Source organism: Seleniivibrio sp. (assembly GCF_021209385.1).
Taxonomy (GTDB): Bacteria; Chrysiogenota; Deferribacteres; order Deferribacterales; family Geovibrionaceae; genus Seleniivibrio.
In genome coordinates, this window is sequence record NZ_JAJOIL010000037.1 from 179,695 (window position 1) to 202,371 (window position 22,677).

Consider the following 22,677-nt stretch of genomic DNA (forward strand, 5'->3'; position numbering starts at 1 on the left):
TAACATATGGCATTTATTAAGGATTTTATTGAAGATGACGAAAAAAGGACAATGCTTTTTCTGGCACTGTCCTTCATATCTCTGATTCTCAGTTTCTTCAAAATTGTTGACATCCGACCGGACATAGCATGGGTTGCCATAATCCTTTGCGGTCTGCCTATCATCAAAGGAGCCATCATCGGGCTGGTAACTGAATTTGATATAAAGGCGGACGTTCTGGTTTCTCTGGCTCTCGTGGCATCGGTTATCATCGGGGAGATCTTTGCCGCAGGGGAGATAGCTTTCATCATGGCTCTGGGAGCTATGCTTGAGGAACGCACGGTGGCGAAAGCACGCGCCGGCATCGAAAAACTCGTTCACCTGACCCCAAGAACGGCAAGGGTCGTAAGGGACGGTCAGGAACACGTTATTCCGGCGGAAGAAGTGCATGTGGGCGACACTCTGCGCGTTCTGGCGGGCGAAACCATAGCCGTCGACGGGACAATCATCTCCGGTCAAACCTCCGTGGACCAGTCAGTTATGACCGGTGAATCTCTTCCCGTTGACAAAAGCAAAGGAGACGAGGTTTTCAGCGGTACGGTGAACCAGTTCGGCGCATTCGATATGCAGGCGGTAAAGGTCGGCGAGGACAGCTCTATCCAGAGAATGATAAGGCTGGTGGAATCTGCGGACGCAGGCAAAGCAAAGATCGTGGGAATGGCGGACAGATGGGCGACATGGATTGTTGTCATAGCCCTTGTGTCGGCGGCAGGAACATGGTTTTTCACAGGCGAGATAATCCGCGCGGTCACCATTCTTGTTGTTTTCTGTCCGTGTGCTCTCGTGCTTGCAACACCCACAGCCATTATGGCGGGCATCGGCAACGCAACCAAATACGGCATACTCGTACGCGAAGGCGACGCACTTGAGAGACTCGCAAAGGTTTCCAGAATAGCCTTTGACAAAACAGGAACACTGACATTCGGCAAGCCGGAAGTCACATATGCCAAAAGCTATCAGGAAGGGCTGAGCGACGAAGGACTGCTCCGTTTCACTGCGGCGGCTGAACAGCGCTCCGAACACCCGCTGGGCAAAGCAATTACAACACATTATAAAAAAGTTTCCGAACACGCCCTGCCCCAGCCGGAGGAGTTTTCGCTTAAGGCAGGAAGAGGCGTTAAGGCTGTTATAGAAGGCTCGCAGATTTTTGCCGGAAATGCTGACATGATGGCAGAAAATGGCGTAGAACTGTCGGAAGAGATGCTTGATGACGCGACAAAACACAGAAACGAGGGCTGCACTGTAATTTATGTTGCAAAAGATGGCAAAGCGGTCGGTTTTGTTGCCCTTTCAGACGTTATCAGACCGGAAACAAGGGAAATAGTCCGCAAACTGCGCGGAATCAACGTTGAAAGTGTACTTCTGACAGGTGACCACATGCATGCCGCAAACTTCATTGCGCGGACGGCGGGCATAAATAACGTAAAATTTGATTGTCTGCCGGAAGACAAGATGGAGGCAATTGATAAATACCAGAAAGACAACGATATGGTGTGCATGGTAGGCGACGGCATAAACGATGCTCCCGCACTTAAAAAGGCACACGTCGGCGTTGCAATGGGCGGCATAGGCAGCGATATCGCGGTTGATGCGGCAGATATAGCGCTGGTGGGCGACGATATCAAAAACATTCCACATCTTATGAAGCTTGCAAAGCGCACGATGGGTACTATAAAGCTGAATCTGACGCTCTCAATGCTGTTAAATTTCGCGGCGATAATCCTTGCAATGAACGGCACGCTGAACCCAATTATGGGCGCTCTGGTACATAACGTGGGTTCGGTTGCGGTTATACTGAATTCGGCTGTGCTTCTTAAGTTCAGGTCGGCATAAATTTTTATTGTTGATACGAAATAAGTAGCTTGACAAGAATTGCATAAAACGGTATAAACCCCCTTACCGCTGATGAAGCGGTGAGAGCCGAGGTGGTGGAATTGGTAGACACGCAGGTTTCAGGTACCTGTGGGAGTTAATCCTGTGGGGGTTCGAGTCCCCCCCCTCGGCATACAAAAAAAGCCATACCCTAAAGGGTGTGGCTTTTTTTGTATTCTGCCTTGGTGGGACTCGAACGGATGCGAACGCCGACCGGATAGGGAGGATGAGCCGACAGGATGTAGGCGGAAGTGAGCAGGCTGGTCTTTTTGGCTGACTGCACGACGCAGGCAGACAAAAAGCGAGTCCCCCCACCGAAGGCATAAGAATTGCACAATTTTCATATCCGGTATAATATTACTAAAAATCAACGAATTGGTGAATTATGGCAATACCTAGTTATGATCAAATATTATACCCCATGCTTAAATTAGTAGAAGATGGAAGAGAAAGAATATTTAACAATGTAATAGATGAACTTGCGCAGTCAATGAAAGTGTCTGAAGAAGAACGTACGGTAAGAATGCCAAATCAAAACAGTCACAGAACTGTTTTTGCATATAGGGCAGCTTGGGCAAAAACATATCTCAAAATGGCTGGCCTAATAAGTTATCCAGAAAGAGGTTCTTTTGTTATAACCAAAAGAGGGAAAAAACTACTTGCTGATGAATCAATTAATGAATTAAATAAACAAATATTATCTCAATTTAGAGAATTTGTCGATTTTACTTCAACAAACAGTAATTCCTCAAAAAATGATTCTCAAAAAGAATCTACGCAAACACCTCTTGAGCAACTTCAAGAGATAGCAAAAAACATAAAAAATACTTTATCAAAAGAATTGCTTGATAATATTATGCAATGCTCACCATCATATTTTGAGCAAATTGTAATTGACGTACTATTATCAATGGGCTACGGAGGTTCTTTTGAAGACGCAGGCCTAGCCATAGGTCGTTCAAATGATGGTGGAGTTGATGGTGTAATAAAAGAGGATATCCTTGGTTTAGACAAAATTTATATCCAAGCAAAAAAGGTGGAAAAAACCTGTTTCCCCTGCGGATGTAAGGGATTTTTCAGGTGCTCTTTCTGGCCAGAATGCAACAAAAGGGATTTTTATAACAACATCCGATTTTTCTAATGCTGCAAAAGAATTTGTAACTAAACTTAATAATCAAAAAATTATTCTTATAGATGGAAAACAACTGACTTCTTTCATGATAAAATATAATGTTGGGGTATCCACTGTGGATACAATCGAAATAAAAGAAATCAACTCAGACTATTTTGTAATTTAAATACTCTCCCTTTATCCTTGTTATTCACACTTGCCATAAAGATGACATAATAATATTCCATGACTTAATTTTACATCTGAAAATATCGGTCTTTTAATACCATCGAACTACTCAAAAATATCCGAACTAAAAAGATAAATTTTCTTGTAAACATGCCGAATTATGCACATTTTTCTCACACAAAATTGAATTTTTTTTTATTTATGGTACAATAACTTGAGGCAGAAATATGAAAATCCATAAGATAGATTTACGTGATTACATTGACTTCACAGAAACAGAAAAAATCATGAGTGTCACAGGGGAAAGACTGCTCATGTTTGATGCAATGACGCTTGGACTTCTCAGACGTGAGCTGATCGAAATGTTCGGAGTGTTCGGCGCCAGAAATGTACTTACCAGATTTGGGTATGCCCATGGATACAGGATCGGAGAGACACTCAGAGCGCAAGACCCTGAAGCTCTTGAAGTTCTTTGTGCCGGAGCTTCACACCACCTTCTTTATGGAGCAACATGCACAGTTGACATTGATAGAAAATACCTGCCAAACGGAAATTTTATAATCAAATGCGAGCTCATAAATTCTTATGAAGCAGAGCAACACCTGCTCCATTTTGGCATTGCCGAAGAGGCGATCTGCTGGACCATCACAGGTTTTGCCAGCGGTTTTGAATCATCGAGAACCGGAATGGAAACTTATTGTTTCGAGACTGAATGTGTTGGAAAAGGTGACCCTCACTGCATAATGTTGTCAAAGCCCAAGGACGAATGGGATGAAGCAACATTAGCCGAACAGCTACCTTTTTACGGAATCTCTTCTGCCAATGCGCTTTTGAACGAAATTTCAGATAAACTCCACAAAACACAGGAATCGCTGAAACAGTGCAGAAGCAAATATGACTTTAACAACGACTTTTTCCACGGAATCATTGCGCGCAGTAAAAAAATGCAAAATATCATAGATATAGCAAAACGATCATCGCAAGTTGATTCATCCGTTGTTGTGACAGGTGAAAGCGGCGTCGGTAAAGAAGTTATCTCCAGATTCATACATGATGATTCATCCAGGTCAAAGAAGCCTTTTATAGCAGTCAACTGCGGTGCATTCTCGGATACTCTTCTGGAAAGTGAGCTTTTCGGTCACGTTAAAGGGTCATTCACAGGAGCCAACAGAGACCACATGGGGCTTTTTGAAGCTGCAAACGGAGGCACTCTCTTTCTCGATGAAATAGGCGAAACATCACTTCCTATGCAGATAAAGCTTTTAAGAGTTCTGCAGGAAAAAGAAATCAGACGTGTAGGCGACAATATACCGAGAAAAATTGATGTCCGCATCATAGCCGCAACAAATAAAAATCTGACGCAGGAGGTTGCAGACGGCAACTTCAGAAAAGACCTTTATTACAGGCTGCGCGTAATTGAAATTGATATCCCCCCTCTTCGCGACCGTCCGGAAGATATCCTGCCATTAGCACATGTTTTTTTAAAAGCTTCCTCAAAAAGAATGAATAAGACGGTTACAGGAATAAACTCTGAGGCGGCAAAAGCTATCATGGGTTACGAATGGCCCGGCAATGTAAGAGAACTTCAGAATGCAATAGAAAGAGCTGTGGCTTTTTCAGATGAAAACTGGATATGCAAAGATAATTTGCCATCTGAATTGCAGAACAGGGCACACATTCCGACTATTGCTTCCAGTATTATCCCCATGCAGGAAATGGAAAAACAATATCTTCTTGCTGCTCTGGAAGTTATGAACAATGATAAACAGGCGACAGCAGATAAACTTAAGATCGGGCTTTCAACAATGTATAAAAAACTTAAAGATTACAACATTGATCTTTAAAATAAAAAGCGGTCGTGACATGTTGTCAGACCGCTTTTGTGTTTTCCAAATATACTCAACACTTATCAACAAAAATCATAAAAAATTAAAGGGGAACACCCCTCCGTTGCTCCCCTAACGTTTACGGTCTACTCTGTGACCCAACCTTGCGGCAGACGTTCTTTCCAGTTTGCTGTGTGACATTCGGCACAGACAAATTTAGATGGTCCATGCATTTTATGACACTCGGAACAGTCAATTTCTCCGAGGTGTGATTCGTGCGGGTTACGTCCCCATTCCTCTTTGAGATGACTTGTTCTTTCAGCAACTGCCTGATAGCTCTCATGGCATTTCAAACAGAATTCAGCTTCGTACTGCCTTTGCTCAATTGGATCTGAGTAGTCTTTACTCTTATATCTTTTTTCTTCTTCCTTAACTGTTGCGGCATCACGTTCATGGCAGCTTTCACAGCCAAGCCCTTGAGCTTTATGTTTTGAAACAAGCAGATTAGGATTATCTGAGTTCTTAACATATGGTTTGATAATGTGACATTTTTTTATGCAGCCATCATCGGAAGGTGACCCCGCCCATGTCGTAAGACCACAGAAAAGAATAGATAACAATAATAAAACACAGGTAATCTTCATCATAGTCCTCATAAAATTATATTTTTATCGAAGGAATAAGTACGTCTGGGTCTTCTCCGGCTGCGAGTATCCCTGCCATTCTGCCGAAAGTTATGCAACGACCGTGACCGATACCGGGGCAAATGGTAGGATAGTCATTGGCAAAGAATTCGCCCTGTGCAGAACCGACAACATAAAGATTTTTGATGGGCTCTCCCTGTTCAGTCAGAACCTGAAGGCTGGTATCAGTACGCAGACCGCCGCACATGGTCAGAATAGTGCTTATCAGTTTACCTGCATAAAAAGGAGGCGTCCCAATTGGGGTAAGAAGCTCTTTTCTCTTACCATAGTCAGGGTCGTCCTGCATTTTATAGAGTTCGTTGTAGCGGGCGATTGTAGCCTTAAATTTATCAGCCGGAACATTCATTTTGCGCGCAAGTTCCTCTATAGAGTCAGCCACAAGAATTTTTCCATCCTTGATATGTTGTTGCTGAATGGATTTTTCCATCTCAACATCAAAACCTGATCCCCACTTCTGGAATGTCTGACCATAGAAAAGACCGCCTGCCAATCCTGCATCAAGCTGTTGTTTAACCTGATCAATACCGTATTTGTCATAAACTGTCCAAGCGATACCGCCTGGTTCAAGTTCTTTGGTACAGCTTTTGGATTGGGTGTTGACGTCTTCATTTTTAAATCTTTCACCCAAGGCGTTAACGTGAAGGAAACCATAGCTTCCGGCTCCTGCCTCAAGGTGGATAACAGCAGCATGGGGATCATGTCTCTGCATTGCGCCGCCAGCCTGCATAGCCATAACAAGACCGTCACCTGTGTTACACTTATTAGGGAAATATATCTGAGCATCTGCAAGAAGTGTGAAAGGAGCGAAACATTCTCTCATTTCCAGATTGGATGCATAGTCACCGGTAGCAATAATTACACTTTTTGCGTTAAATTGAGTGTACTTACCTGCTCTTCCGGCAATAACACCGGATGCTTTACCGGACGCGTCTTTGAGAATACGCACTGCCGGAGTTTTATAGTTGAAAACGACGCCTTTGGATTTTGCTTCACTCTCCAATGCAGGCACAAGAACAATATTTCCGGCTTCAGTTGCAACGCCGTTCACATATGCAGCATTACCGCCTTTTTTATAAAAGAAATGCGTAACAGGATATTCGGTATAATCCGGTCCTTTGTAATATCCGTCCCACATAGCTACTTCAAGACCATGTTTAGCGGCTATATCAACTGTCCAGTCCATACATGCGCCACTTTTCCTGCCGAATTCCCAAAGAAGACTTTCTTCAACGCGTCCCTGAGCCCAAGCGATCCAGTCACGGATTATCTGACGGTGATCGTTCTCGATACCCATTTTTTTCTGAACTTTGCTGCCAAAAGCTGTAATGTGTCCGCCTCTTGCCGCCCATGTCGCATTTTTATCAACGACCTGAACGCTGGCTCCGCATTCCGCTGCAGATAATGCCGCAACTATACCGGAAAGACCGGCTCCGATAACCAGAACATCAGTGTTAACTGTTTTTTTAATATCTGACTTGGAAATAGGTTTTGCAGGTGCTTCCCAACTCCATTTTCTGGGATCATGAGGAGCTTTCGGGTAAGCCTCACTAACAGAAGGAACGGCTGCTACAGATATTGCGGCAGCAGCGCCTATCATACTCCCTCTGAGAAAGTCACGTCTGGAAATTGTACCTTTTTTCTTTTCGTCCATTGCTACTTCTCCTTATTTTGTTATCCGGATGTAACTGTCCGGATACTGTTAAAGTAAAAAGCAATGCTGGTGCCATTTGCGATATGAGGATAAATATCTAATATATAAAGACTTACACAAATGAACCCAACCGCTTTTTTCTAAAAATTGGAATACCTTTCTAACTTTGAGAACAATATTCAGAGGGGCATTTCACGCCCCTCTTTTCATCACATGGAGGACTAAATTTAAAACGCTTTAGCGAATGTAACCCACAAAGCGTTTCCTTCGGTGGTATCTTTTGCGTTAAATTCCTTATAAAATTTCACTTTTACCTGAGATTTTATTGACGGAATTGCGTAGTTCACTTCAGGACCAATTCCCATAATGCTATCCTTATCGTTTGATGTGGCATCATCACCGTCATCCGCAGTAATCTGCCAGTGAGCATAACCGGACACTCCGACATCAAAAAGTCCCACAACTTTACCGACACCCCAGTCAAGACTGAAGTCATCACCATAAGTGACATCAAGATCTCTGTTTTTAAGGTGCTTCTCATATCTGGTAAGAACAGACACACTCCACTTTTTAGCGGCATCCGGATAATAAGTTCCTCCGGTCGAAAGCATAATATCGTAGTGGTCTTTACCCGTTGAAGAAGGGTCATTTTTGTCATAGGAGCCTGTTGGGAAATACATCGAAAGCCCGAATACATAATCATACTGAGGTCCATGCCAACCCAGAACAAAAGGTTCTAAGTTGATGTCGCCAAGCCCAAAACTGGATTCATCTACGCCAAGGTCTGACATTTCTATGTCAACATTAACAAGCGGAACTATCAGATTCATTCCGTAATCGGCTCCGAGTATCTTTTTGTCCGTGATCCAGACAAAACGGTGTACGTTGGCAACTGTGGTGAGATCAAAGCCGTTATGAATTTCATCTCCGTCTTTGTCAGTAACTTTGTCAGCCGAATAAAGCTGGTTGTACATGACATAATAATATCCGGGACCTGGCAAGGTAGCACCCTTGATACCTTCAGATCCGACACCATAGTTCTGCGCATGGGCAGTGTTAACTGAAAGAAGAAATACCAGAGCTGCAAAAAGAAAAAGAATTGCTCCAAGCTTTCTTACAAAAAAACAAAGATTCATATAAACCTCCGAAAAATTGATAATAACGTTAAGCAACGTCGGTGCCACAGAACGAAAAAAGGAAATTATCTTTATTTAACAACACCATAAAGAAAGAAACTCTTTATTCCTTTTTATGAATATCTTCCAAAAAATAGAAACATTTCTATTTATGAGAATGTTTAAAACAAAAGACCGATTGGATCTGGTTATTTAAAATAAGAAAGTAAATGGTTGTAATATGATATGTTAAACAAAAAGAAAGGGCGTATTAAATACGCCCAAGAAGGAAAAGGACAGGTGGAATATGAAACGAGCAGATTAAGGTACATCATATTTAAAAGTATGATGGCATCCGGTATTGCAATACAGATTAGATTTTCCGTGGATACTATGGCACAACGTACAACGCAGATCGCCCGCATGGGCATCATGCGGATTGATGTTTTGTTTTTTTCCGGTCTCATCTTCAAACAAAACAACTTTGGTTAAATCTTCTTTAGAATGACAAGATTTACAAGTCGATGCCGGCGCTTTTTTATCAGGGGTACCTGTGGCATGGCAATCTTTGCAGGTCAACCCAGCATCTGAGTGTTTAGGGTTGATGGTATTCTGCGCATAGACACTAAAAGAAAAGACAATAAAGACGGCTGAGAAAATAAATACAACCCGTTTTCTCTGAAACATCATAAAAGCTGCTCCTTCTTTCAATTTCAATTTTTTTAACAGCTTAACTAGTTAAAAAAACCATCATATGATGGTATTTATTCCATTTGTTTGCTTTTATTCTGCACTCAAGGTTTTCAAATACCAGGGAGGTTAAAATGAGGAAAATTGGCTTATCATTTGTCTTTACGTTTCTTTTTATCCTTGTATCCGCATATGCTTACGCGGATAAAGTTTACAACACAGACGTTGTTGTTATTGGTGCAGGCGCAGGCGGCATGACAGCCGGAGTAGCTGCTCTGGAAAAGGGGATGAAAGTTATCATTCTTGAAAAGATGCCCGGCATCGGCGGTTCAGGCAACTACATGGAGGGTACTTTCGCAGTGGGCAGTGATATGCAGATCAGAGAAAATATCGGTATCAACCCTGAGAAGCAGTTTAAAACTGTCATGAATTTTCACCACTGGCGCATTGATCCTGATGTTCTTAATGCGTGGCTTAAACAAACACCTTATACAATAAGATGGCTTGAACAGCATGGTATTCACTTTGAAAAAGTAACGACAGCTTTTATCGACGGAAACAGAACATGGCACATGTTTGAAGGCGGACACGGTTCATCTCTGATCAAAGCTTTCGCACAGCAGATCAAAGACAACGGCGGTACAATACTGACAGAGACCCCCGCCAAACAACTCATCATAAAAAATGGCACAGTTGTCGGTGTGATTGCTGAAAACGCTGACGGCGAAAAAGTCACCGTTAACGCAAAGGCAGTTATTGTTGCCACTGGCGGATTCCCCTGCAACAAGGAAATGATCAAAAAATATCTTCCTTATGCAGGTTATCAGTATGCCGGCGCTGCCGGACGTGAAGGCGACGGTATAAGAATGATGGAGGCAGCAGGAGCCAAGCTGGTCAACATGAACGTTGTGATGCAGGCAGGTCTTTGGCTTCAAGGTGTCTCCACAGACCAGCAATTCCACAGAGGTGCCAAATATGTCAAAATGATTGCGGCTCTTAATCAGCCATATCTTTTCACATCCCTGCAAGGTAACAGAGTTGTTGATGAAACCCAATCTCTTGAATACATTTCAAACGCTTTTGAAGGCGTAGGCGGAGAAGGTTTTGCTGTATTTGACGAAAACACCAAGAAACTCTGGGAAAATACCGGTCTGATCAGAGGTTATTTCGGCGTTGTTGAGAGAATGGAAAAAATAGAAAATTTTGATAGTATGCTGGCAGATGGTATCAAACAAGGGTGGGCGTTTAAAGCAAATTCGCTAAACGAACTTGCCAAAATGACAGGAATGGATCCTGAAGTTCTCAAAGCTACTGCTGCAAACATGAACAAAATGACCGAAGCAAAATATGACAGCCAGTTCTACAAAGACCCCAAATGGCTGCGCGCGGTGGATAAAGCGCCATATTATGCTCTGAAAGGCAGTCTGCGCATGTATTCAACCACAGGTGGAGCAAAAGTTAATTCAAACTTTCAGGTTATAAATACTAACGGAAAAGCAATTCCCGGACTTTTTGCTATCGGACAGGACGCCGGCGGTCTTTACAGCGATTCTTACGATATGCACATAGCCGAAGGAACAGCAAGTTCATGGGCAATCAACGGAGGCAGATTATCCATAAGCTATATTGCAGATAACTACAAATAACCCAACATCAAAGAACGGAGCCGTGTAGTTCGGCTCCGTTTCTAAACCATGAAAATTCCAGAAAATATAAAATAATTCTCTTTTATAGAAATCATCTCAAAACAATCCTTTGCTCAACAATTATTTACAAATGGCACATTAATTGCCATGCAAAACGTCATATAAGTAATGGAGGGTGAAATGCTTATCTCTGACGCAACTAATAATTCAAGCACCAGCATATTGCCGTGGTTGTCACCCGTTTTTGAAGATTATGACTTTATATCATTCATTCAGAGCGAAGGAAAACCTTCAAAATATGAAAAACACGAGATCATAACGTCCGAATATGAAAGTTCCCAGAAAGTCATCTTTCTCACCTCAGGATTACTCGTAAGCCTGACAACTTACCATGAGCTGAGTAAACCGTTTTTAATATCAAACATATGCATCCCTTGCACAATATGCGGCTATGCAAGATATCTTGTTAAACACCAGCCTCCTCTGAGAACCACAGCATTATGTAATTCAGAGGCTATAGCTGTCCCATTCAAACAGCTTGATCGCTATTTCAGCAAAAATAATAAAGCTTATAACTCTTTCATGACCTATTGCGGATATTGCATGAGATCCGAAATAACATCTATGCTGGCAATGCTGACTTTGCCTGCGGAAGACAAATTCTGGATACTCATGGGAGCTATTGCTTTGCACTTCAACATTGATATCAAAAAAAATGGTTCACCATACCTTTTAAGGTAAACCGTGAGATACTGTCCGGTCTCCTGTATGTCAGCCTGATAACAATTGATAGACTTATCAATAATTTCACTAAAAAAAATCTCATATACAAAGAATATGGTGTTTACCATTTCAGCTCCTGCGAAGTCCGTAAGGGGATAGACTGGATTCATGGGCAATGAAAACAGTTAATTTTAAAGAATGGTTCATTGCTGTTTTTCTGATAAATTTTTGCATAAATCTCGGTTTCTGCATGTCTGATGCTTTTTTTTCCATTTACTACAGTGGCATCGGCGCAACGGCAATTCTTCTCGGTGCTTCCGCAGCATCTTATCAATTGTCTAAGATAATATTCAGTCGTTTTATAGGAATGGCAGTTGAAAGATACGGATTAAAGTCTGTTCTGTTTTTCAGTCTGGCTCTTTACAGCCTGGTAGCAGTATTTTTTTTTATTCATGCAGGGATTGTACGTTATCATCGTATTGCGGATCATTCAGGGAATCGCATGTGCATCTTTCAGACCTGTGATATACGGAATGCTTGATTCAAAAGTAAATTCACACAGCTTAGATAAAGGCAGGTCGTTCGGCATATTTGATATTTCATTCTATGCCGCACTTGCAGTCGGACCGTGTTTAGGCGGTCTGATAAAAGACATTCTTGGTTTCAGGTGGCTTTTTATAGCTTTATGTATTCTGTGCGCCATCGCTATTGCCATAAATAAATATTTTATAATTAACGATAAATATAATTTCGTAAATGAGAATCCGGTCTATTCAGATGAAAGTATCTCAAAGGCGGAATATTCTCTTTATTTTTTTATAATGGGTAAATCCGTAATGCTGGCATGTATGACCATTTTCTTTCCTATTTTCCTTGTAAATGAAACACATTTGAGCTCATTAAAAGTCGGGATTATTCTCGCCATCCCTGCTACAATGATGAGTATTTTTCTTAAACCTATGGGTGATCTTGCAGACAAAGAGACCAACGGGTTATTTGTCTTTATCGGCGGAATAATGACATCAACGGCGTATCTTCTTTTTCCGTTAATAGACTCGTTCAATGATGCAATAATTTTCACAGCTTTCTGTGGTTTTTTCAGCGCCATGTCTCAGCCTTCAAGTGTGACACTGCTTTTGAACAATGTGTCTCCTAACACATCGGTTGAAGCCGTTGGAAGACTTAACAGCGTCATGGGTATCGGGTATGCTGTTGGCGCCTTTTTCTGTTCAATATTAACCAAGTATGTGCCTATAAAAGATATATTTGTGAACTCAGGCATCATTGGTCTGGTTTCCATGTGCTCATTTATTCTCTTCCTTAATACCAAAACATTCTTCTTTGTAACAAAATGGTTTGTATCAAAAGAATAAGAACCTTTGATAATGTTATCCTCCAAACCGTTATTCCCACTTGCCAACCAAAATTCATGGTAATACACTGACCCGAAAGGGAGGTTTCGCCATGCACGATTACAACGAACGCTACAGACGCCAGATGATGATGAAGGACTTTACACCTGAAAAGCAGGAGAAGCTGAAAAATGCATCGGTCTTTGTGGGCGGCATCGGCGGGCTTGGCGGAGCGACTGCGGCGTATCTCGCCAGTGCAGGCATCGGCAGGCTCATCATATCCCACTATGGAAACCTCACCGAAACCAACATGAACCGTCAGCTGCTCATGGATATCAACCGTGTGGGTGAACCCCGCATTGAAATAGCATATGAAAACCTGATAAAGATAAATCCGGACATGAGACTGGAGATGCACAACGTCCGTCTGGACGAATCAAAGTCAAAGGCAAAAGAACTGATCAGAGGATGTGACATAGCAATGTCCGCCCGCCCGAACTTCCCCGAGCGTCTCGCCATGAACAAGGCATGTGTTGACCTGAACATTCCTATGGTCGAGGCGGCAATGGACGACATGTACGGATATCTTTTCACAGTGGTACCCCATAAAACAGCCTGTCTCGCATGCAACATGCCTGAAAATGACAAGGACTGGAAAGAGTTGGGATTCGGCGTCCTCGGCGCTGTTTCAGGAACGATAGGCTGTCTGGCGGCGGTTGAAATGATCAAGATACTCACAGGACACGGTGAACCGCTCAACGGGCGTATGATGCACATAGACTTCATGAAAATGCGCACAGTTATGCCAACGCTCAAGCGCAACCCTGCATGCCCCGTATGTTCACACAAATAAGGTTGTAAATTCCTCCGTATCCATTATCCTTATGGTATGATTTATTTGGAGGAACAAACGTGAGAAAAACAAAGATCGTCGCAACCATAGGACCCTCTTCCGGAGACAAGGAAACACTTTCACAGCTTATAGATGCGGGGCTTAACGTTGCCCGCCTTAACTTCTCCCACGGGACACATGAATCCCACGGTGAGATGATAGATACCATCCGCGAACTGGCGAACAAAAAAGGCACATCAATAACCATTTTGCAAGACCTCTGCGGCCCTAAAATACGGCTTGGCATCCTGCCCGAAGAGGGAATTGAGCTTAAATCAGGCAAGACATGTCAACTTGCATCGGAAGGACATGCGGAAGGCGAAATCATACCGGTACAATACCCCAATCTTGCCGAAGACCTGAACGTCGGCGACAGAGTTCTCCTTGCCGATGGCGCAATGGAACTTACAGTTGAGGCTATAGAAGGACATATAGTTACCTGCCGTATTATGAACGGCGGCACCGCATACACCAAAAAGGGCGTTAACATGCCTTCAACCAACCTCAGCATAGTTGCATTCACAGAAAAAGACCGTGCCGACCTGATGTTCGGACTTGAAAAAGGCGTGGACGCCGTCGCGCTGTCATTCGTTCGCGGCGCGGCAGACCTTGTTAAGATACGTTCGATACTGGCAAAGCAGAGCAGCTCTCCCCTGCTCATCGCAAAAATAGAAAAACCGCAGGCAGTGCAAAATCTGGACGAGATACTCCCAATGGTCGACGGTATAATGGTTGCCCGCGGCGACCTCGGTGTGGAAATGCCCCTTTATGAAGTGCCTGTGGTTCAGAAGCAGATAATCAAAAAAGCCCGCAAAGAGGGTAAGATAATCATAACCGCCACACAGATGCTTAAAAGCATGGTGGACAACTTCCGCCCCACCCGCGCGGAATGTACCGACGTTGCAAACGCCATGTTCGACGGAACATGCGGCATAATGCTCTCCGAAGAGACAGCATCCGGCGCTTACCCCGTTGAAGCAGTCAACGTCATGAACAAACTGGCGGAAGCTACGGAAAGCCACATCAACTATGAAATGGGCGTAAACAGCCCGTCAGAGGACACGCACACAAAATCCGTTTCATGGGCTGTCGGGCGCTCCGCAAGCTGGCTTGCGAAAGACCTTGGCGCAAAAGCAATAGTGGCGTATACTGAATCTGGCTTCACAGTCTCTTCCGTAGCGCGTTTTCGTCCGGTATGTCCTATCCTGGGGCTTACCCCAAACGAAAGCACATTCCGCAAGCTTAATATGTTCTGGGGCGTTATTCCCGGACATTGCGGCGGATTTTCAGATCTCGACGAACTTTTTGCGAACGCTGCCGAATTTGCAGTGGCAAAAGGTCTTGCAAAATCCGGAGACAGAATCGTTATCACAGCCGGAACACCCCTCGGTGTACGCGGCTCAACAAATATGGTGAAGGTATTTGAAATATGAGAGAACTGCACGACATAACAGGTTCCCTGGCGGTCACGCTTTTAGTGTGCCTTGTGGTGATGGGCATGGCTGCCTTTCAGTATGCCCAGATAAAAGGGATCGTAAATATCAAGCGTCCATTGCTGGTAAAAATTCATTTTTACCTGACTCCGGCACTGTTCGCCGTACTTCTGGTGCATTTTTTCACAACAGATAAGCGCCCGCTGATACTTGTTGCGGGTGTTCTGATAATTGCGGCAACCGCGCTGACAGGTATTGCGCTGCGGCTTAAAAAACTGCGCGCTCATAACTTTAAACCGATGGTCTATATGAAAATATTCCTGCTTTGCGTTGCTTTGATACTCACAGCTGCAGGGCATAACGCTCTGGACGAACACAGACAGAACACGAACACGCAGGACACCGCAGATTAAACCTTTTCTGACGGTCGTTATTCTTTTTTCGTTATTCTACGCTGCCAATGCCGCTGAAAGCTGGACATTGGCTTTCTATCTTGCGGACGGGATAAATTTCTATCACGAACAGCAGGAGAACGTTCAGGAGATATGCCGGAACAGACCCAAGAACACAAAAATAATCTTTCTGCACGACCGGAAAAAGAACAGTGATGACGTTTCAAATCTCAAAGACATCACCTACGTTTCAGACTGCGACGGATTCATTGATATAAAAGGGATTTCAACAGAAACATACAGCACTGACACACTGAAAGCCTTCTTTTCTTATGTACGGAAAAACTACCAGTCAGACAGATATTTCTATTCCATAACTGCACACGGCGTACCGCCCTATATGAATGATAAAGGGTCTTTAAACGCGCTCCAGATACGCGAGGCGCTCAAAGGTATCGAACCCGACGTACTGGGTCTCGACATGTGCTATATGGGCAGTATTGAGAGCCTGCTGGTGCTTAAGGACACTGCAAAGTATATCGTTTCGGCATCCACAACGGTTCCTGCAAAGGGAAACGATTATGCCGTTTTCATAGACTATTTTGTCCGACATGCAGAGGTTCCACCAAAAAATGCAGCAAGAGCATATCTGAACGGTTACAGAAAATCATATGAAAACAGCGATCAGCCCCTCACAGTCTTCATTGCGGACACAGGAGAACCGCTTAACCAAACAGTCGGTCTATTCCGCGACAGAATAAGGAAACTGAGCGTGCGCCCCTACAATAATCTGCCGGAAAGTGCAGTTACTCTGTTCGGCATAAGCGGTGATTTTAACGGACTTCTCAACGCTCTGAAAGTTGAACATAAAGACCTGTTCATAGAGACTTACAGCAGAAATGCATCATTGAAAGGCGTGGGAGTTTTCTTTCCGGTCAGGCGCACTATTCTTAATCAGACACTTTACGGATACAGGCTTTTTCTGAAACAAAACAATCTCGGCACAGAGTGGGCTGATATCCTCAGACTTTATTAAATAAGACAGATTCAGTACAATTTATTCATTGATTTTTAACATTAAAGTCCGATATTAAGTTCATGATAAACAAACACAACACAATTCAGATCGGCGGAAGTGTAATACAACATTGCGCGGATATAACTGATTCGGATCTACAGCTTGTTTTCGATTACCTCTTCCACAAGCAGTGCCTAAAAACATGGGAGACGGGGGGCGGAACCTGTCGGCGCACGGACTATACAATCTATCCTTTGTCGTCTGACGATCCGAGATCTCTCTGGCAATTTGAATCAGTAAGAGACATGGTTTCAGTACGGATTGAAAGGACATTCAACCTCCGGGAAATGCTGAGCATAGCAACGAAAGCGCTCACTGTGGCGCTGGCTCTGAGGATGAGGTCAGCTGACATGCTCCCTGCATCCGTTGGGATGAACAGGATATAAGCTTAATTTATAAGCCTTAAAAAACAGACGGCATTATAAAAACACTGCCTTTGATTCACTGCCTTAGAATCTAAGCCGAAAACCAATGGATACTGTATACGGTATACCATAATTTTGAGCGTCAGAACCTTTTCAGAGGATAAATATGGTAAAAATGCATGTAACGTCAAAATATCATGTATAACAAAGTTCTATTTCAAGAGACATGTGGATTTTTAAATATTTTTTTAAACAATTTATTATGAACACATGCAATTCATACTAACATTTTAATAGTATTACTAAAAAAAATACAGCCAGAAAAACAGGAGCAAAACAGTTGTCATTAAACATATTTCAATGATTACATATTTAAAAGATATGAATTTATCTGAAAACAGAAAAAAACAAAAACTATCCCTCTGCGATTTTTGAAAACTGTTTGAATCGGTGTTTTAAAAAAAATCAACTAAGAATCGACTATTGCATTAATTTATTTTGTATGTATTTAGATACTAACGGTCACACACATATATAGACCGAACTATTCATTATTTGCATACGTTTGAAGATCCCTATTATTGTTTACGTTTCACTGATCCACTAATTTTAACTTTTTGAGGTTTAAAATGTCTGATAACACTCTGTTCAGCACAGGGCTCCACAGACGTGATTTCCTGCGTCTTACCGCAGGTCTGACCGCTCTGATGGGTCTTCCTTACGCTATGCACACAAAGGTTGCTGAGGCGGCCACAGCGGACAACAGACCGCCCGTAATCTGGCTTCACTTCCAGGAATGTACAGGCTGTTCCGAATCCCTCATCCGTTCAGGACATCCGGATCCGGCAGCACTCATCCTCGACCTTATCTCACTTGACTATCACGAAACACTTATGATCGGTTCCGGTCACCAGGCTGAAAAATCACTTGAAGACAGCATGAAAGCAAACTGGGGCAAATACATCCTCGTCGTTGAGGGCGCTGTGCCACTCGCCGAAGACGGAATCTACTGCAAAGTAGCAGGCAAAAAAGCGGTGGACTCACTTAAAGATGCCGCTGAAGGCGCTGCTGCTGTTATATGCATCGGTACCTGCGCTGCTTTCGGCGGTGTTCAGGCTGCTGACCCCAACCCAACGCAGGCTGTATCGGCTTCAAGCCTTGTTAAGGACAAACCTGTAATCAACATTCCCGGATGTCCTCCCAGCCCCTACAACCTGCTTGCAACAATCCTTTACTACCTGACATTCAACAAACTGCCCAAACTCGACAAACTCGGCAGACCCGAATTTGCATACGGCAGAAGAATACACGAACATTGCGAACGCAGACCCCACTTTGACGCGGGCAGATTCGCAGAACAGTTCGGCGACCAAGGTCACTCTGAAGGCTGGTGTCTTTTCAAACTCGGCTGCAAAGGTCCCGTTACATTTGCAAACTGCTCCGTACAGCGTTTCAACGACGTCGGTGTATGGCCTGTTTCTATGGGTCACCCCTGCATCGGCTGTACAGAACCCGATGTTATGTTCCACACATCCATCTATGACAAAGCGCAGATCCATGAAATTACTCCGCCCGATTTCTACCCCAACGCCAACCCCGCACCCCGCGGCAAAGGTGCTGATCCGGTCACAACCGGCGTTATCGGTATGGTAGCAGGCGCCGCTATCGCAGCAAGTGCGATCATGGCGAACAAGCTGCCTAAAGGAGGGGATGATGAAGAAGACAAGGCGTGATTTCCTGAAAACTGCCGCAGTGGGCGGAGCGCTGATGATTGCGCCCCTTTCTGCATCCGCGCAGCAAGAAATCAAAGCCGATGACGAAGCCGTAGGCATGTTCTATGACTCAACACTTTGCGTCGGCTGTAAGGCGTGCGTTTCAAAGTGCAAGCAGGTCAACGACATGGCGGCAGCACCTATGCCCGGCGACAGCGACAGGGTATGGGATGCTCCCGAGGATCTTGACTACCGCACAAGAAACATCATCAAACTTTATAAAGATGAAAAAGACCCGGAAAAGCACGCTTATGTAAAATACCAGTGCATGCACTGCATCAAACCGTCATGCGTTTCCGCATGTCCCGTTTCTGCAATGCAGAAAGAAAAAGGCACAGGTATCGTTTTCTATGACAAAAATATCTGCATAGGCTGCCGTTACTGTCAGGTTGCCTGTCCGTTCAACATACCCAAATTTGAATGGCCGGAGACATTCCCGAAAATAGTAAAATGCGACCTTTGCAAATTTACCAACCTTAAACTGAAAAATATCCCCGCATGCTGCGAGGTCTGCCCCACGAACGCTGTTATCTACGGCAAACGCAAAGACCTTCTGGCGGAAGCAAAACGTCGTCAGGCTGAAAACCCCGGTAAATATGAAAAACATATCTACGGCGAGTTTGAAGTCGGCGGAACAAACGTTATCTACCTTGCGGGAACAGATTTCAGCAACCTCGGATTCCCTGAGCTCGAATCAGAATCTGCGGCTCTTATGTCCGAACACGTACAGCACACAGTCTACAAAGGCTTTATAGCCCCCGTTGCACTGTACGGTTTCCTTGCTTTCGTCGCCCTGCGCAACAGGAAATCTGCTGAAGAAGTGGCACACGAACACGAGACAGAACACGAGCTTGCAGTTGAAATCGAACAAGAGCTTAAGAAGGAGAAAGAAGAGAAGGAGGGCAAACACTAATGGCCGGACATCACGACGAATATCAGGTACATAGGGCGAAGATCCTTACTCCTGCCTTCTATGTGCTTCTTTTCTTTACAGTTCTCGGTTTCCTGCTCATCGCATACAGATTTGTGATGGGTATCGGCGCCGTTTCAAACCTTTCAGACGGCTACCCATGGGGTATCTGGATCGCTTATGACGTTGCAACCAGTACGGCTTTTGCGTGCGGCGGCTACGCCATGGCGCTTGTCATTTACATCATGAACAGGATGAAATATCACCCCCTTATCCGTTCGGCTCTGGTTACAAGTATGTTCGGTTACATGCTTGCCGGTATGTCCGTTATGGTTGACGTGGGGCGTTACTGGAACGCTTACAGTTTCTTCATCCCTTCGCGCTGGCAGCCGAACTCGGTAATGTTTGAAGTTGCGGTCTGTATCATGGCATACAACGTGGTTCTTATCATCGAAGTTCTGCCTGCGATACTTGAGCGCTTCATTCATATGAAAAACGACAAGTTCCCGAAAATCAAACACTATGCAATGATCATCTACCCTAAACTTGACAAGGTACTGATCTTCATAGTTGTTCTTGGTATCACCCTGCCATCTATGCACCAGTCTTCACTCGGCTCGATGCTTATCATAGCCAAGTCTAAACTGAATCCCATATGGCACACAGAGATGCTTCCCCTGCTGTTCATCATCAACGCCCTTTACATAGGCTATGCAACAGTAATTTTTGAATCCTTCGCTTCATCGATGGCATTCAGAAGACCTTTTGAAAAAGAAGTTCAGCAGCTTTCAAAAATCATTCCTTATGTAACAGGGATATGGCTGGCAGTACGTTTCATAGATCTTTATATCAGAGGACAGCTCAGCGCGGCTTTCGCCGGAGACTTCTATTCATGGATGTTTATGGCTGAAATGCTTCTGATACTCACAGGTACATACATACTGATGTGGAACCAATACAGAAGATCCCCCAGAATGGTTTTCATCGCTGCGATGTTCCTTCTGATAGGCGGCGGCTGGTTCCGTTTCAATGTTTACCTTATCGGATTTAAGCCTCACGGCAACTGGAGCTATTTCCCTTCACTGCCTGAGTTCTTTATCACCGTGGGTCTCGTTGCATTCGAGATACTCGGATACATGTTACTCGTAAAACTGTTCCCCATCATGCCCAAAGTTCACGGCGAGCATGGCGCGGAAGCAGCGAAGGCTCATTAATTTTTTAGGAGAAAACGAAGATGTCCAATAGAATCACAATTGACCCTATTACACGAATTGAAGGACACCTCCGCATTGACTTTGAAGTGGAGGGAGGCAAGGTTTCCAAAGCATGGTCTTCCGCACAGATGTGGAGAGGTATCGAAAAAATCCTTCAGGGACGCGACCCCAGAGACGCGTGGGTTTTCGCACAGAGATTCTGCGGCGTTTGTACCACAGTACACGCTATCAGCTCTATCCGCTCACTTGAAAATGCTCTGAACGTTGAAGTTCCGCTTAACGCGCAGCTCGTGCGTAACATTATCATCGCACAGCACTCCGTTCAGGATCACATAGTTCACTTCTATCACCTGTCAGCACTTGACTGGGTTGATATCGTTTCCGCTCTTTCCGCAGACCCCAAAAAGACTGCACAGCTTGCTCAGTCTATATCAAACTGGCCCGGAAACAGCGAAACTGAATTCAGAGCCGTTAAAGAAAAACTGACTGCTTTCGTACAGACAGGCAGACTCGGTATCTTCGGTTCCGGATACTGGGGACACCCCGCAATGAAACTTCCGCCAGAAGCTAACCTTATGGCTGCCGCTCACTATCTGAAAGCCCTTGACTATCAGAAAAAGGCTGCTGCCGCTGTTGCTATCCTCGGCGGTAAGAACCCCCACATACAAAACCTCTGCCTCGGCGGTGTTGCTACGGCTATTAACATGGATAACGAAGCAGCAATCAACATGGAGCGCATCGCACTGCTCAGAAGCCTTATGACAGAGACAAGAGACTTCGTTAAAGAAGTTCTTTTCAACGACGTTGTGGCTATCGGTTCAATGTACAAAGACTGGTTTACATACGGACGCGGCGTAGACAACTACCTCGCTGTTCCCGAGTTCCCCCTTGACAGCAAAATGACCAAATTCGACATGTCAGGCGGTATCATCCACGGAGGAGACCTTAAAAACTTCCGTAAACTTACCACTCACACTGACGAAGCGCTCATCAAAGGAATCACTGAATCAACTGCTCACGCATGGTACAGAGACGACAAACCGAAACACCCCTTTGAAGGCGTTACAGAACCTGAATACACAGATTTCAACCCCGACGGCAAATACACATGGTGCAAGGCGCCCAGACTTGACGGCAGACCCGTTCAGGTCGGACCGGTTGCTCAGATCCTCGCTTCCTATGCCGCAGGCGACAAAGAAGTTAAAGCTCTTGTCGACAGCGTATGCAGCAGACTGGGAATCAGCGTTAACGCGCTTCAGTCCACCATGGGTCGCCACGTTACACGTGCAATCCGCTCCGTCATCATGGCTGAAAAATCACTTAAATACCTCGATATGCTTATCGAAAACTACGCCAAAGGCGACACAGTGTACGCTAACCACACTGAAATGCCTAAAGGCGAATACCAAGGCGTTGGTTTCCACGAAGCACCCAGAGGCACACTGTCACACTGGATGGTTATCGAGGACAAAAAACTTAAAAACTATCAGGCTGTTGTTCCCTCAACATGGAACGCAGGCCCCAGAGACGAAAACGGCGCAGCAGGTCCCTATGAAGCAAGTATCAAAGGAAACCCCGTTGCAGACGCACACAAACCTCTGGAAGTTATCAGAACTGTTCACTCTTTCGACCCCTGTATAGCTTGTGCAGTGCACTCTATCGACCCTGAGGGCAAAGAGATTACAAACGTGAGGGTTAGATAA

At 44.3% G+C, this 22,677-nt stretch carries 19 protein-coding genes, 1 tRNA gene and 1 pseudogene; 16 read left to right on the forward strand and 5 right to left on the reverse strand.

Translation table 11 applies throughout. From position 1 onward, the window contains the following. The first annotated feature begins 6 nt into the window (after window positions 1–6). Complete coding sequence (locus LRY47_RS13015) at window positions 7–1,872, forward strand: cation-translocating P-type ATPase (protein ID WP_295226136.1); 1,866 nt, start codon at window positions 7–9, stop codon at window positions 1,870–1,872. Between the two features lie 86 nt (window positions 1,873–1,958). Beyond that, a tRNA-Leu gene (locus LRY47_RS13020) sits at window positions 1,959–2,044 on the forward strand. 18 nt (window positions 2,045–2,062) lie between these two features. Here LRY47_RS13020 and LRY47_RS13025 read toward each other — a convergent pair. Continuing rightward, window positions 2,063–2,209, reverse strand: coding sequence for a hypothetical protein (locus tag LRY47_RS13025; RefSeq protein WP_295226138.1), 147 nt, complete (start codon window positions 2,207–2,209; stop codon window positions 2,063–2,065). 87 nt (window positions 2,210–2,296) lie between these two features. Between LRY47_RS13025 and LRY47_RS13030 the strand changes: the two are divergent. The 3 genes and pseudogenes from LRY47_RS13030 to LRY47_RS13035 form a co-directional block, all read left to right on the forward strand. Next, a pseudogene (locus LRY47_RS13030) lies at window positions 2,297–2,881 on the forward strand (winged helix-turn-helix domain-containing protein); the annotation flags it as partial. 49 nt (window positions 2,882–2,930) lie between these two features. Beyond that, window positions 2,931–3,209: a restriction endonuclease gene (locus LRY47_RS14210; protein ID WP_366043845.1), complete on the forward strand. Its 279-nt coding sequence runs from the start codon at window positions 2,931–2,933 to the stop codon at window positions 3,207–3,209. Between the two features lie 229 nt (window positions 3,210–3,438). After that, window positions 3,439–5,055, forward strand: a complete 1,617-nt coding sequence (locus LRY47_RS13035) for a sigma 54-interacting transcriptional regulator (protein ID WP_295226141.1) — start codon at window positions 3,439–3,441, stop codon at window positions 5,053–5,055. A 128-nt stretch (window positions 5,056–5,183) separates the two neighbouring features. On the opposite strand, the gene LRY47_RS13040 is transcribed toward LRY47_RS13035, so the two are convergent. The 4 genes from LRY47_RS13040 to LRY47_RS13055 all read right to left on the reverse strand — a co-directional run bounded on the left by LRY47_RS13040 (window position 5,184) and on the right by LRY47_RS13055 (window position 9,224). Beyond that, window positions 5,184–5,684 carry a cytochrome c3 family protein gene (locus tag LRY47_RS13040; protein WP_295226143.1) on the reverse strand — a complete coding sequence of 167 codons (501 nt, stop codon included), beginning with the start codon at window positions 5,682–5,684 and terminating at the stop codon, window positions 5,184–5,186. 13 nt (window positions 5,685–5,697) lie between these two features. Beyond that, on the reverse strand, window positions 5,698–7,392 hold the full coding sequence (locus tag LRY47_RS13045) for an FAD-dependent oxidoreductase (RefSeq protein WP_295226145.1): 1,695 nt from the start codon (window positions 7,390–7,392) through the stop codon (window positions 5,698–5,700). Window positions 7,393–7,619: 227 nt separating this feature from the next. After that, on the reverse strand, window positions 7,620–8,528 hold the full coding sequence (locus LRY47_RS13050; RefSeq protein WP_295226147.1) for a transporter: 909 nt from the start codon (window positions 8,526–8,528) through the stop codon (window positions 7,620–7,622). Between the two features lie 300 nt (window positions 8,529–8,828). After that, on the reverse strand, window positions 8,829–9,224 hold the full coding sequence (locus LRY47_RS13055; protein ID WP_295226149.1) for a cytochrome c3 family protein: 396 nt from the start codon (window positions 9,222–9,224) through the stop codon (window positions 8,829–8,831). A gap of 107 nt (window positions 9,225–9,331) precedes the next feature. Here LRY47_RS13055 and LRY47_RS13060 point away from each other — a divergent pair, with 107 nt between their 5' ends. From LRY47_RS13060 to LRY47_RS13110, 11 genes are all read left to right on the forward strand, one after another. Continuing rightward, a complete protein-coding gene (locus tag LRY47_RS13060) occupies window positions 9,332–10,843 on the forward strand; it encodes an FAD-dependent oxidoreductase (RefSeq protein WP_295226150.1) in 1,512 nt (503 codons plus the stop codon). A gap of 180 nt (window positions 10,844–11,023) precedes the next feature. Beyond that, the gene (locus tag LRY47_RS13065) at window positions 11,024–11,584 is read left to right on the forward strand and encodes a hypothetical protein (RefSeq protein WP_295226152.1); all 561 of its coding nucleotides are present in this window, start codon (window positions 11,024–11,026) and stop codon (window positions 11,582–11,584) included. A gap of 434 nt (window positions 11,585–12,018) precedes the next feature. Next, on the forward strand, window positions 12,019–12,939 hold the full coding sequence (locus LRY47_RS13070) for an MFS transporter (RefSeq protein WP_295226153.1): 921 nt from the start codon (window positions 12,019–12,021) through the stop codon (window positions 12,937–12,939). 91 nt (window positions 12,940–13,030) lie between these two features. Next, window positions 13,031–13,771: a HesA/MoeB/ThiF family protein gene (locus LRY47_RS13075; RefSeq protein WP_295226155.1), complete on the forward strand. Its 741-nt coding sequence runs from the start codon at window positions 13,031–13,033 to the stop codon at window positions 13,769–13,771. 59 nt (window positions 13,772–13,830) lie between these two features. Further along, a complete protein-coding gene (gene pyk / locus LRY47_RS13080; protein ID WP_295226157.1) occupies window positions 13,831–15,243 on the forward strand; it encodes a pyruvate kinase in 1,413 nt (470 codons plus the stop codon). After that, window positions 15,240–15,656 carry a hypothetical protein gene (locus tag LRY47_RS13085; RefSeq protein ID WP_295226158.1) on the forward strand — a complete coding sequence of 139 codons (417 nt, stop codon included), beginning with the start codon at window positions 15,240–15,242 and terminating at the stop codon, window positions 15,654–15,656. Before pyk ends, LRY47_RS13085 begins: the two co-directional genes overlap by 4 nt. A gap of 67 nt (window positions 15,657–15,723) precedes the next feature. Continuing rightward, window positions 15,724–16,671, forward strand: coding sequence for a clostripain-related cysteine peptidase (locus LRY47_RS13090; RefSeq protein WP_295226161.1), 948 nt, complete (start codon window positions 15,724–15,726; stop codon window positions 16,669–16,671). 1,036 nt (window positions 16,672–17,707) lie between these two features. Then, a complete protein-coding gene (locus LRY47_RS13095; protein WP_295226163.1) occupies window positions 17,708–18,811 on the forward strand; it encodes a hydrogenase small subunit in 1,104 nt (367 codons plus the stop codon). Further along, on the forward strand, window positions 18,789–19,763 hold the full coding sequence (gene hybA / locus LRY47_RS13100) for a hydrogenase 2 operon protein HybA (RefSeq protein ID WP_366043810.1): 975 nt from the start codon (window positions 18,789–18,791) through the stop codon (window positions 19,761–19,763). Before LRY47_RS13095 ends, hybA begins: the two co-directional genes overlap by 23 nt. Continuing rightward, on the forward strand, window positions 19,763–20,974 hold the full coding sequence (gene hybB / locus LRY47_RS13105; RefSeq protein ID WP_295226167.1) for a Ni/Fe-hydrogenase cytochrome b subunit: 1,212 nt from the start codon (window positions 19,763–19,765) through the stop codon (window positions 20,972–20,974). Before hybA ends, hybB begins: the two co-directional genes overlap by 1 nt. A 20-nt stretch (window positions 20,975–20,994) precedes the next feature. Further along, window positions 20,995–22,677 carry a nickel-dependent hydrogenase large subunit gene (locus LRY47_RS13110; RefSeq protein WP_295226168.1) on the forward strand — a complete coding sequence of 561 codons (1,683 nt, stop codon included), beginning with the start codon at window positions 20,995–20,997 and terminating at the stop codon, window positions 22,675–22,677.